General features: G+C 37.8%; 11 protein-coding genes. 9 read left to right on the top strand and 2 right to left on the bottom strand.

The window, feature by feature from the left end:
- Nucleotides 1-73: 73 nt before the first annotated feature.
- On the bottom strand, nucleotides 74-1,030 hold the full coding sequence (locus EDD58_RS02145) for a DNA-3-methyladenine glycosylase family protein (RefSeq protein WP_131923188.1): 957 nt from the start codon (nucleotides 1,028-1,030) through the stop codon (nucleotides 74-76).
- A 138-nt stretch (nucleotides 1,031-1,168) separates the two neighbouring features.
- On the opposite strand from EDD58_RS02145, the gene EDD58_RS02140 reads away from it, so the two are divergent.
- The 9 genes from EDD58_RS02140 to EDD58_RS02100 all read left to right on the top strand — a co-directional run bounded on the left by EDD58_RS02140 (nucleotide 1,169) and on the right by EDD58_RS02100 (nucleotide 11,628).
- A complete protein-coding gene (locus EDD58_RS02140; protein WP_243648617.1) occupies nucleotides 1,169-1,735 on the top strand; it encodes a bifunctional transcriptional activator/DNA repair enzyme AdaA in 567 nt (188 codons plus the stop codon).
- A 108-nt stretch (nucleotides 1,736-1,843) separates the two neighbouring features.
- On the top strand, nucleotides 1,844-2,380 hold the full coding sequence (locus EDD58_RS02135) for a methylated-DNA--[protein]-cysteine S-methyltransferase (RefSeq protein WP_131923186.1): 537 nt from the start codon (nucleotides 1,844-1,846) through the stop codon (nucleotides 2,378-2,380).
- 481 nt (nucleotides 2,381-2,861) lie between these two features.
- Nucleotides 2,862-3,824, top strand: coding sequence for a sporulation protein (locus EDD58_RS14990; RefSeq protein WP_131923185.1), 963 nt, complete (start codon nucleotides 2,862-2,864; stop codon nucleotides 3,822-3,824).
- A 24-nt stretch (nucleotides 3,825-3,848) separates the two neighbouring features.
- Nucleotides 3,849-4,541 (top strand): thermonuclease family protein, encoded by a 693-nt coding sequence (locus EDD58_RS02125; protein ID WP_131923184.1) that lies wholly within the window; start codon nucleotides 3,849-3,851, stop codon nucleotides 4,539-4,541.
- A gap of 300 nt (nucleotides 4,542-4,841) precedes the next feature.
- Nucleotides 4,842-5,738, top strand: a complete 897-nt coding sequence (locus tag EDD58_RS02120) for a hypothetical protein (protein ID WP_131923183.1) — start codon at nucleotides 4,842-4,844, stop codon at nucleotides 5,736-5,738.
- Nucleotides 5,739-6,130: 392 nt separating this feature from the next.
- On the top strand, nucleotides 6,131-6,646 hold the full coding sequence (locus EDD58_RS02115; RefSeq protein WP_131923182.1) for a hypothetical protein: 516 nt from the start codon (nucleotides 6,131-6,133) through the stop codon (nucleotides 6,644-6,646).
- 32 nt (nucleotides 6,647-6,678) lie between these two features.
- A complete protein-coding gene (locus tag EDD58_RS02110) occupies nucleotides 6,679-7,557 on the top strand; it encodes a metallophosphoesterase family protein (protein ID WP_131923181.1) in 879 nt (292 codons plus the stop codon).
- 598 nt (nucleotides 7,558-8,155) lie between these two features.
- Nucleotides 8,156-9,916: an ABC transporter ATP-binding protein gene (locus EDD58_RS02105; protein WP_131923180.1), complete on the top strand. Its 1,761-nt coding sequence runs from the start codon at nucleotides 8,156-8,158 to the stop codon at nucleotides 9,914-9,916.
- Nucleotides 9,913-11,628, top strand: coding sequence for an ABC transporter ATP-binding protein (locus tag EDD58_RS02100; RefSeq protein ID WP_131923179.1), 1,716 nt, complete (start codon nucleotides 9,913-9,915; stop codon nucleotides 11,626-11,628). Before EDD58_RS02105 ends, EDD58_RS02100 begins: the two co-directional genes overlap by 4 nt.
- 95 nt (nucleotides 11,629-11,723) lie before the next feature.
- On the opposite strand, the gene EDD58_RS02095 is transcribed toward EDD58_RS02100, so the two are convergent.
- Nucleotides 11,724-12,572, bottom strand: a complete 849-nt coding sequence (locus tag EDD58_RS02095) for a DegV family protein (protein WP_131923178.1) — start codon at nucleotides 12,570-12,572, stop codon at nucleotides 11,724-11,726.
- Nucleotides 12,573-12,584 lie beyond the last annotated feature (12 nt).

Genomic DNA, 12,584 nt, shown 5'->3' with positions numbered 1-12,584 from the left:
CCGACGTTCAATCAGATAGGTAAATAATCTCTTCTCGACACTACTAAATGTTTCTATACTAATTCAAGTCGAGTTAATAAAGCATTCTCCACAAGTAAAATGTTGCATAGGCTTCCCAATCAGTCCATGATGCAGAGTATTGAAGAATTTCTTCTTTACTTGGTTTTTCTTTTGCACCTGTTATATGTTTAATGGAATTGTGTAATCCTACGTCGTCGATGGGAAAGGCAGAAGGATAGCGTAAACAACGCATACATACATAATTAGCTGTCCATGGTCCGATTCCCCTGATCCGGGTCAGCATTTTCTCGGCAGTTTTTATATCTTTAGCCTCTAATAAGGTTTCTTTGGAGAGTTCACCACGAACCATCTGCTGTGCAGCACCAATGACATACTCACTTTTCTTTCGAGTCATTTTCAGGTCTGCTAGATCCTCGATTGTGAGATCAGCAATCTTCTCAGGCTTAGGAAACAGCCAATATTTCTTTCCTTGATGTACAAGGTAGTTCCCGAATGTCTCGACAAATCGCCGTTTCAATGTATAAGCAAAGCTCAGGTTAATTTGCTGTCCAAGAATCGCCCAAACGATCGCTTCGAATAAATCGGGAATTCCCATATTTCTAAGACCAAAAAACTGATGGACAGGCTTTTGTAATATAGGGTCGTTTTTGGCAAGCTCATAAAAGGGATGGAGGTTTCTGTCTAAATCAAACCATTCATAGATATAGTGGGCAACAGCTACTCGATCTTGCCATTCTTTTGGAGACGAACCATCTAAAAATCGAATGATTAGTTTGGTTTCAGTTTCAGCTCGGATTTCTATTAAAGAGGTGTGATTGTTCAATTCGAGGGCTCTGACAATTTGGACATTAGTCACTTCAAATAGACATTCTTGGTCCGACCGTGATAAATAGCTTAGGTTCTCCGAAAAACTAAATTCTTGAGGAGTATGGATCATCAATTGACTTTCGTGATCTTCCCATTTTCTTGGATGGGGTGTATAGGCATGTAAATGATTGGGTACTTTCATGTTTACCTCCTTAAATCATACGGTCTCTATATTTTAAACAAATGATCAAGGGATACAATTACTTTATCTTGCTCTTATATTGAACAAATGTTGGTTTATACATGGGTTCTGTGTATTCTAAGAGAGGAGGTGAGCTTGGTGAAAGGGAGAAAGACACATATTTCGGATGAGTACTGGAATGCAATAATTGAATGTGACCCGACTTATGATAACCTGTTTTTTTACGGAGTCCAAACCACAGGAATTTTTTGCCGACCTTCCTGTAAATCTAAAGTTCCCAATAAGGAAAACGTACGCATTTTCAAAAATGCTTATATAGCCTTAGCGGAACAATTTAGACCCTGTAAACGATGCAAACCAGATGGTTTATATTTTCCGATCGAGGAGTGGATTGAGCAAATCGTGGCATGGATCGATCAACACTATTATGAATCTATCACTCTGCAAACATTGGCGGATCTGTTCCATGGAAGTCCCTATCACTTACAACGGTTATTTAAGCGTGTGAAAGGTCAATCACCTACAGAATATCTTCAGCAAGTCCGTCTGGAAAAAGCCATTCATCAGCTTGTAACCACTAACCAATCCATTGCTAACATAGGGACGTCTGTGGGGTTCTCAAGTACACCCTATTTTACTGCATTATTTAAAAAGAAAACGGGGACTACACCGTCAAGTTATCGAAAATCATTTCTTGAAACTTAAAAAAGAACGAACCAACTTGTTATAGAGATCATCATTGAGCCAACATTCTAGGATTTAGGCAATGACTGCTTCACCCATATACAGAAACAAAGGAGAGAGAAAATCCTGATGGGTACAAAAGAACAAAGGATTGAGTGGACGATTTTCCAATATGACCAATGGCACTTGTATGTCGCTCAAACCAAGAAGGGATTATGTTATGTTGGTTCACCTGGGCAGACATTTGAGGAATTTGAAGGTTGGATCCAAAGACATTATGCCCCCATAAGCTTGGTGGAAAATGAAGAATCTCTAATGAGAGTCACTCAAGAGTTAAGGGAATATTTCGAAGGTAAGCGAAAATCTTTCTCAATCCCTGTAGATATAAAAGGAACGCCATTTCAAGAAGAGATCTGGAAGGCCTTAAAGCAGATTCCTTATGGTCAAACAGCTTCTTATTCGGATCTAGCCCAATGGATTCATAGACCTAAAGCGGTTCGTGCGGTTGGAACAGCGATTGGTGCCAATCCAGTGTTAATCACGATTCCATGTCATCGAGTCATTGGAAAAAGTGGTAATCTAACTGGGTATCGAGGAGGTTTGGAGATGAAGCGATTTTTGCTTCAAATGGAGGCCTCAATCACTATAGTTATACCAAACATCTGACAATTCCATATCCTCCTAATATGGGAAATGGTTCAATAAATTATAATAATTGTTCGTTTTTTTGTAATATTTTAAAGAAGAAGAAGCAAATTCCAAGTTTTAGAAGGATTTATTTAAAAAAGTAGTCTTGATCTTATTTAAACTTTAGATTAATCCTATGCATAGGGTCATTAGTCTATAATTGTTAAAAAATTATGTTGGAATCATATATTTTAATGATTATTTTTGTGGATATGATATTTAATAAAAAGAAATAATCATCCAAAGGTGGATCGTGTAAGCGATTTATATATAAAAAAGATATTTTTCGGTAAGAAAAAGATTAATTATCCAATTAAATGAATCTATTGGAGTGAAAGGCATAATAACACATTATAAAATTTAAATCGTTGTTTTTAACAAACGTTATAAAAAAATATAGATTTTTGATTATTGTTTGTCGTATAATCAGGACGACGCATATTATAGGAGGGTTGTAATTTTGTTTAAAAACATAATGGCCTCGTTAGGTCATGGTGGAGCAAAGGTGGATTTAGTTTTAGAAAAGACTGAATATCAGCTTGGAGAAATGGTCGAAGGAAAGTTAGTGATCCAAGGTGGTAAAGTGGAGCAGCAAATTAATAAGATTGATGTGAACTTTGTTGCTAGTTTTTATGTAAAGGAACATCCTTATACACAAGTGGTTCAATCCTTCCCGTTCCATGCCTCTTTTCAGATTCAACCATCTGAAGTAAGAGAGTTTCCTTTTTCATATCTGTTACCCACGAACTTATTATTATCTTCTCATACGGTTTCCTACTATTTTGACACCAACTTAGATATTGCAAGTGCAGTAGATCACAAAGATAAAGATTATATTTCGATTGTTCCAGAAGCACGCTTGCAGAATGTGATCTTTGCTCTTGAGCAATTGGGATTTCGTGAACAACATGATTCACGTTCTTTTAACGGAACTGTTCAAGAATTTGAATTTACGCCAACTTCTTTCTTGAGTGGTCAAGCTGAAGAGATTGAATTTGTAGCTATGATTGAACCAGAAGGAATTCGTTTATTGCTCGAGGTGGATATGTATACTTTTATTGGTGAAAAAGAGATTAAGAGAGAGATTTGGTTAGATAATGGGCTTTTGAGTGATCCCTCATCCTTAGCTTATTATCTACAACAACAAATTGAGGAAATGGTACATAACCCTCATTCTTTTCAGGGTTATCATGGGGGATATTTCTATCCACAAGCTGGTCATAGCAGTAGTGGTGGTGGCTCTGGTGTTGGTACAGCTGCCGTTGCAGCGATTGGCGGTTTTGCAGCAGGTGTAGTTGCAGCTGGGATCATTGATCACTTGACAGATGACAGCGATGACGATGACGACGATGATGAGGAAGAAGTAGATGATAGCTTCGATGATGATGACTTTGATGATTTCTTTGGAGATGACGAAGATTAATAAAAAAGGAGTAGAGAAATAATTATGTTTTCAAAATGGAGTGCAAGACTCGGATTGTTGTTAGCGTTGGTGTTGATATTTGTAACTGCTTGTGGGGATAAAGAAGAGAAAGAAGAGCTCACGATTACTCCAAAAAATGTAGCTGTGATTGATGGCGAAACGATCAAAGTTGTTAGTGATAAAGGGAAAGAAGAAACGGTGAAGCTTATTTTGATCGATGCCCCTGATCTAATGAAAAAGGAACCATTTAGTCAAGAAGCGAAAACAATGTTAGAAAGCACCTTAAAAAACGCCAAAAAAATAACTCTTAAGAAAGACACGAACCCACGAGATAAAGATAAAAACTTCTTAGCTTATATCATTGCGGATGGAAAAGACGTTCAAGAAACATTGTTAATGAATGGTTTAGTTCGCGTGGAAGCGGTACCACCCAATGTGAAAAAGGAAAAAGATTATAAAGCTCTCCAAAGTGAAGCTCAAACGAAAAAGGTAGGAATCTGGTCCATCCCGGATTATGTTCAAGATGACGGATTTCACCCAGAAGTAACGACACAAAAAGGTCCTATTGTGGCTTCTAAAAATAGTGACGTGTATCATAAAGTTTCTTGTAGCGATGTAAGTAAGATTTTAGAAGAGAATCGTGTCTACTTCCAAACTGAAGATGAAGCAAAAGCAAGTGGTAGAAAGCGTAGCGAAACCCCTGGTTGTTGGAAGTAAATTTGATTTAGCAATAATCAGATAGTAGGTATATACATGGACTCTTTCATTCGTTGTAGATCTCACGATTAATGTTGATCAATGATATAGACTTTCTGTGTAAACAGGAACGCTTCGATTAGAGGAGGCGTTCCTGTTTTACATAATGAAGATGAGTATCAAGTTTCAGATGGCTTACCCTATAGGGAAAAACCATTTGAAATATAAAGATAAAGGGTCATGTATTCTTAATATTAGTTCAAGAGGAGATATAGTAAAATGTAATTGTTAGTTGAAAAATTTGCATAGGAGTGTGTCTACATGAAACGAGTGATTTTAGCAGTTGTAACAAGTTTTGCGCTGGTACTTTCGATGGGACCTGCGAGCTTAGCTCAAGTAGATCAGTCGTTAAGCAAAGTAGAGAAATTGGTAGAGACTCCTGAAGAGGCTATAGCCAAAGCCAAAAGTGAAAAAGTAAAGCCTCGCTCTTTGGATGCTTTACAGTCAAACTCTCCCAACGCAAAGACGGTTCCTCTTTCGATGAGCACAACTGCTGCTCCTGATGTACAGTTTGATGGCACATTCTATAATTATGTAGATTTGAATGGTGGAGCTCCCATATACTTAGATGGAAGTACGATCATTAATGGAAATGTTAAGCAAATTGCAGGTAGTTCTGCTAACGTCGATATTCAACTCCTTGATCCAACGAATAACTCAGTGGTGTTCTCTATTGGTTGGGATGGCGAGGGGTGGCATGGTTGGTATTTTGATCAAAAGGGAAACTACAAAATTCGTTTAAAAAACCCAAATTACAATGGAACGACTAATCGTGTTCAAGCGGTTGGTGGGATTTACATAAGTTCAGTGAATCCTCCGGCTACTGAGCAAGGGGATGGATCTATTGATGTGTTATTTAAAAATTATGTTGATACCAATGGTGGAAAAACCTATCACTTTGATGGCACTGTTCTAGTAAATGTGAATCAGCGCTTAGTCCAAGGCTCCCATACCCGAGTCGATTATCAACTGATTTATCCTGTTAATGGAGCAGTTGTACAGTCGAACTATGTATATACGACTACAGCAGGAATGCCGTTATATTATACTGCTGCAGGTGATTATAAATTAAGAGTTCGCAATAGTAATCCAGATGGCACAACTCAAGTAAGTGCCAGAGGTGACATACATATCACTGACTTTAATGGAATTCAGTGATATGAAGAAAGAAAAGAATAAGATATAAGACTGATTGAGAGACCTGTCTATAGGTAAGACAGGTCTCTTTTTTTTGTTCAATCGCACAATTTAGTAATGAATTGAATCCAGTCCACACTCTTCTATGAACTTCTAAATATATTAAATTAGATCAACAGTATCAGTTTATCAAAGGCTAAGAGTCGATTTTTTACCTACCATAAATGATTTTGTGCAACTTCTGATTAGAACCCTTTGATTAAGGAAAGGAGACAACTCTTCGGAGTTTTTTCTAATGCTATTTGTCATCTTTCGGAATCAAAGGAGGGAGTGGATTTTCTATCCACTTCACATGGCACAAGCTCACGGGTGGTGAAAGTCGAGTAGGACATTTATAGAAGGGAGAATCGTTCATGGCAACTTTAAAAAAGGGAACCTGTGTGGGGATTTTATATTATCGTCATCCGGGTTTTGCTGACTGGCAGGTGGGAGTTCACAACGGAAGATTGTTAACGGACTTTAACGAAGCTACATCTCCCCGTTTACGAATTAATCATAAGCCTGAAAAGCTTACTTTTAACGCCAATAGAGACAAAGATCGTAATAAAAAAGGAGCGTTTGGTGTAGCGATTAAAGTGTTTCGAAACCCCGTAGGGACTTGTTTCTGGTGGATCTCTTCCAAAGGAGGAAAGACAACCACTCACAACGGTTCTTTCGAAAGGTTTGTATCGAAGGATGGAAAGGTTGTATTTACCGATATTAATAAGTTTATTGATTGGGCAAAGAAACCACAGAATATTACCACTTTATTTAATGGAACGGTTTTTTTCACTCATTGGAATCTAGTTTCAGTAGGTGCAGGACGTTTCAAGATGACCTTGCAAAAAAATCAAAAGGCAAAAAATGTGATTTCTACTGGTAAATTATAAAAGTTCATTACAGGGAGAAAGGGGGAACTATTTTGGCAACATTGTTGCCTAGAACGTTTCGATTGCATGAGATTTCTTTGAATTTACTCAATCAAAAGGTCAAAGAGAAGAAAAATAAAGGAACCTATAATTTTGTTTTTATGGGAGATAGTCGCTTTGCCCAAAAAGGACATCCTATCAATGATCGAATTTTTGCTGCTGTACTCAAAAAAGCAGCAACTATGAAGCCTCTCTTTATACTCCATGGTGGGGATTTGGTCTTTACTGGTGCCACCGCAGATCTGATGAAAGCAAAAGATTTTCTTTATAACTTTATGAAAAAAAACGAAATTCCTATTTTTATCGTACCCGGTAACCATGAACGAAATGGTACTACAGGCTCTTTAGATAATTATATTAAGCTGATTGCTCCTGAGCATTATAAAGTGAACGTTCCAAATCTGAGAGTGATCGGTATTAATAATATCGGACCTGTTGGAAAACTAAGTAACAAAGATTATACAAGCGTCTATGGTTTTGGAGGAAAACATGGAACAGCCGAACTGAATAGAATTAAGGCAGATTTAAAAAATGCTCCCTCCAATGTGGTTCTTTTGATGCATGTTCCTCCACAAAAAGGAGAATTTGTTAAAAAACATCCAAACAAAAGTAAAACACAGGAGCAACCGGATCTCTTTTTTAAGGGGCTTACACCATTTTGTGATCTTGTAAAAGGAAATAATAAGATTAAAAAAGTGTTGGTCAGTCACATTCATGCTGATAATGTAGTGGATCGAATATGTGGTGCTCAATTTATTTTAGCTGGAAAGGCAGGTGCAGAAGGACTTCAACCAGGATCATTTTATTGGTTCCATGTGGCTAACAAAAAAATTGGTCCACCAATGAAAGTAAAGGCTCCCATTGTGAAGTGATGGGGCTGTAAGTAAACAACGACTGCGGGGTCATAGGCAGTCGTTGTTTACATTGGCGCTTAAAATCGAAAATTAATTTTATCTTCAAATACAAATATCACGATGACAAAAAGAACATAAGCAATAAGATTTAGGAAGTAAAGCCAACGATATAAACGGTACCCAAAGTAAGGCCTGATCCCCCCCTTCTGACCATTTAAAATATATAATTAATAGAGAGTTTCCTGTCATTAAAAAATCTTTTAATAGTACATAATCATTTGTTGTTGATTTAAAAGGATCAAGCGGACTTCCCCTCTTCCTTGCAAGGTACAAGCTTATGGAGGGTGAAAATCGAGCTCCGATTCTCTATCTTAGAACTATATTGTATAACTGTCACTGCCATTTTTCATATATTTTTGTAATTATATACCAATGGAACTATATTGACAAATATGTGTCTTCTATTTTTGAAAATGAAGCTTTCTGCCAAAAAAGTATTGGATTTTGTATAATCATTTTTATAATGATTGAGCTTAATGGATCAATCAAATAGAATACTTGGTATCATCAATAATAAGGGAAGCTGTTTCTTTAGCGGATTTAGAAAGAGGTGAGAATGATTGAAACACAATCTAAAAAATGGTTCAAAAACTGGCAGCTGTATCGACAAATTTTAAAAGGTGAAAAAAGGTCAGTTTTTGTTCTATTATTTACACTTATTTTTGGAGGGATCGCTCTCCAAATTGTGATTCCACAGTTTATACGTAACTACATTGATTATGTCGAAAGTGGAAGTTCTGTTTCAACTCTGATCGGAGTGGCTGTTGCTATTCTATGTTTTACTTTCATACATCAAGGGATGAAACTGTTATTGACGATCGTGAGTGAGAATGTTGGTTGGCGGGCAACGAATCGACTTCGAATGGAACTGATCGAACATTGCTTACGACTGGATCTCTCTTTTTTTAAAGATCGCTCTTCAGGAGAAATGATTGAACGAGTGGATGGAGATGTAACAGCTTTAGCTAGATTCTTTTCTCGGTTCATTCTTTTAGTCATTGGTAACGGATTATTACTTATAGGAATTTTAATAGTACTCTTCATAGAAGATTGGCGTTTAGGTATTGGATTTACCTTATTTTCGTTGATTAGCTTCGTTTCTTTAAACTTTCTTCGAAAAATTTCAATTCCCTTTTGGATTCAAGCAAGGCAAAAAAGTGCTGATTTTTACGGTTTCTTATTAGAACGTCTCTCTGGAATGGAAGAAATACGTACCCAGGGTTCCATTTCTTACACCGTAAAACGTTTCCTAGATTCACATCAAGAAGCTATGTTTGCTGAGCGGAAAGCGTATGTATTTACCCGTTACTTTTGGCCAGCCATATCAGGATTATTTTCTATTGGGTTTGCCATTTTATTTTTTGTTGGGAGTGATCTGTACCAACAGGGTTGGATGACCGTTGGTACACTTTTTATGATCTATACCTATCTAGAGTTATTAAAAACTCCCATATGGGCTATTGTCGAAGAAATTCAAGATTTTCAAAAAGCAGGTGCTGGCTTAGAACGAATTCAGTCATTATTTGCGATCAAGAGTGAGATGATTGATGGAGATCAAGAGGTAGCCATTTCAGGAGGGGCATCAATCCAATTTCGCAATGTAACATTTGCCTATGATGAAGGAAAAGAAGTCTTACATCATCTCTCATTCCGATTACTTCCGGGTCAGTCTCTAGCATTGTTAGGCAGAACAGGGAGTGGAAAAACAACGATTACTCGCTTGTTACTCCGTTTGTATGATGTAACTACTGGTTCCATTCAAGTAGCTGGGATTGATGTTCGAAACTGGAACGTAGATGCACTTCGGAATGAGATTGGAATCGTCACTCAAGAGGTAAGGCTTTTCCAAGAAAGTGTAAGGGAAAATATTCGTTTATTTAATGAGTCCATTTCGGATGAACAGATTTGGGAAGTTATAGATGAACTAGGTCTTCGCCCATGGGCAGAACAGTTGCCACAAGGGCTTGATACGTTGGTGGGTGATGGAGGAACGGGCTTATCAGCTGGTGAAGGGCAACTAATCTCTCTAGCTCGTATTTTTGTCCGTAACCCTAGTATCATTATTTTGGATGAACCTTCATCTCGACTAGACCCCTTGACAGAACAGTGGGTGAAACAGGCGATCTCACACCTCATCAAGGGAAGAACGGCAATCTTTATTGCTCATCGCTTAGAAACGGTGAAAGAAGTAGACCAAATTCTCATATTAGAAGATGGGAAAATTGTTGAATATGGGGAGCAAACGCACCTCATCCAAGATCCGAATTCTCGATTTTCTAAACTGCTACGGACAGGTGAGAAGGAGGTGTTCAGTTGAAAACTTTGGCTTATGTTAATCGGTTGGTGGGTCCACAACGAAAACTGTATGTGTTGTCATTAGTGATCTGGGGCACTGTTTTTGCAGTCCCTTTAATGATGGGTTTAGTGATTCGGGAGTTTTTTGATGCCCTAGCAGATCCACAGGCATCTTTGTTTAGTCCATATGGGTGGATTGCTTTATTGATTGGTGTTTCTTTGGTTGAAGTGGTTTCTTTAGTTCTCGGTTTTTTCTATGATTTTACTATCCGCATTCAAGTCGCAACCTTGCTGCGAAAAAATTTATTTGCTTATCTTCTCAATCATCCTAATGATCGGATTCATGCTGGGGAAGCGTTGAGTCGGTTTCGCGATGATGTAAACGAAATCTCAAATTTCGTTAGTTTTACGACAGATCTCTTTTTTAAACCTGTTTATGTTTTCATTTCGCTTGCCATTATGTTTTTTATCCATGCCAAACTTACACTTGTAGTAGTGATTCCTCTATTGATCGTTTTCTTAATGGCCAATAAGTTGAAAAGAAAAGTGGAAGGTACACGGCAAAAAAGTAGCCAAGCGACAAGTCAAGTCACTCGTTTTCTAGGGGATGTCTTTAATTCTGTTCAAGTGATTAAGGCAAACCAAGCAGAAAATAAGATGGTTGAGCGATTACAACAATTAAGTGAAGAAAGAAGAAAGTGGATGGTTAAGGACCGTTATATGGGTGAATTGTTAACCTCTCTTTTCAGTTACACAGTGAGTCTGGTTACAGCACTCATTTTGTTATTTGGAGCTGAATCCATTCAAGACGGTACGTTTTCACTAGGAGATTTGTCCTTATTTATTTTTTATTTAGGGATGTTAACAAACTTGATGAGCTTTCTCGGAAGAATGATGGCATGGCAAAAACAAGCTGATGTTTCTTTTCGACGATTAGAAGCTCTTTTGGGAGATCAAAGTGTTGAGGTGTTAATGGAGGAACAGGAGAAGAAAATAAGTGAAGGAGCCCCAGTGCCAACCTTGGACAACAAGCCATTAGAACATTTAGAAGTTCGAGGTCTTACTTATCGGCATCCTGAAACAGGTAAAGGGATTGAGGGAATTGATTGTACAGTGAAAAAAGGTACTTTAGTTGCGATCACAGGTAAGATTGGCTCTGGGAAATCAACACTTTTACGTACCTTATTAGGTCAGTTACCTAAAGAGTCTGGAGAGATTCTTTGGAATGGGGAGCGTGTAGAAGAACCGCATCGATTTTTAGTTCCTCCCCGTTGTGCGTATACACCTCAAGTGCCACAACTATTTAGTGATCCATTAAAGGAGAATATTTTACTAGGTGTACCTGAGGATGAAGCAAACTTAAACCAATCTGTAGAGATGGCTGTACTTCAACATGATGTAGAGCAATTAGATCACGGCTTGGAAACATGGGTTGGAACTCAGGGTGTTCGTCTCTCGGGTGGTCAAATCCAGAGGGCTGCAGCTGCACGAATGTTTATGCGAGAGGCTGAGATCTGGGTGATTGATGATTTATCTAGCGCGTTGGATGTGAAAACAGAGCAGCAATTATGGGAGCGATTGTTTCAGACGGAGGGAGCTACTTGTCTGGTTGTCTCACACCGACCAGCTGTCCTTCAACGAGCCGATGAAATCCTTATTCTAGAAGAAGGAAAAGTGATTGCAAGAGGAGATTATGAGACATTAAGCTTGACCTATCAAGAGTTATTAAAATAACTGCGCCTAAATTGTTAAATGGGAACCTTATATTTCTACTCGGTTTATAAAGAGCAGAAAAGGGTTCCCTTTTTTTAAAAATAGAAAGTATGAAATTAATCATTGTCTACAGGATTTACTACTAAACCGACAAGACCAGGCCCCGTGTGTACGACAAGTGCTGGGCTGATGTTACTTAAATATAATTCAACTACATTTTCTAAACCTTGGAAACGTTCAAGGATTGCTTCTGCTTCTTTTTCAGCGCGACCATGTAAGACTGCAATACTTGCTTTTGTTGATTCAATCTGTTTTAATACAGGTTCCACCATTTTTTTTATGGCTTGCTTTTTACCTCTTCCGACAGCAGTTGGGAAGTACTTCCCTTCATTATCAATAGAGATAATTGGCTTTAGATTTAGAAGAGAACCAAGAGTGGCAGTTACTTTTCCAATTCGCCCACCCTCTTTTAAATAGTCTAAGGTATCAACAATAAAGTATCCTTTGACACGTTCTTTGGCTTGTTCAATTTTCTGCACAATATCTTGGTAATCAATTTTATCCTGAATCATTTTAGCAGCTTCTAGAACAAGAAAACCTAAAACCCATGAAAGCCCTTTGGAATCAATGATGTCAATTTTCATATCAAAATCTTGAGCAATAAGACGGAACGCATTATAAGTGCCACTTAAGCCAGATGAAAGAGTGATTACTAAGCAATGAGTATATCCTTCGTCTTGTAATTGTTGAAAAGTTTGAATCATATCTTCAGGTGCGGGCATCGATGTTTTGGGGATTTCTTCTTCTAATCGGTTGTAAACCTCTTCAGGTGTGATGTCAAATCTGTCACGATATTCTTGATCTCGATAGTTAATACGCAGTGGAACCACTTTTATATTAAACCGATCAATGAGATCTGATGGTAAGTCACAAGAACTGTCAGTAATAATTGCGATCTTAAACATGAATGATATCCC

Source organism: Hazenella coriacea (assembly GCF_004341825.1).
GTDB classification, from domain to species: Bacteria; Bacillota; Bacilli; order Thermoactinomycetales; family Thermoactinomycetaceae; genus Hazenella; species Hazenella coriacea.
This window is presented reverse-complemented; position numbering and strand designations above follow the sequence as displayed.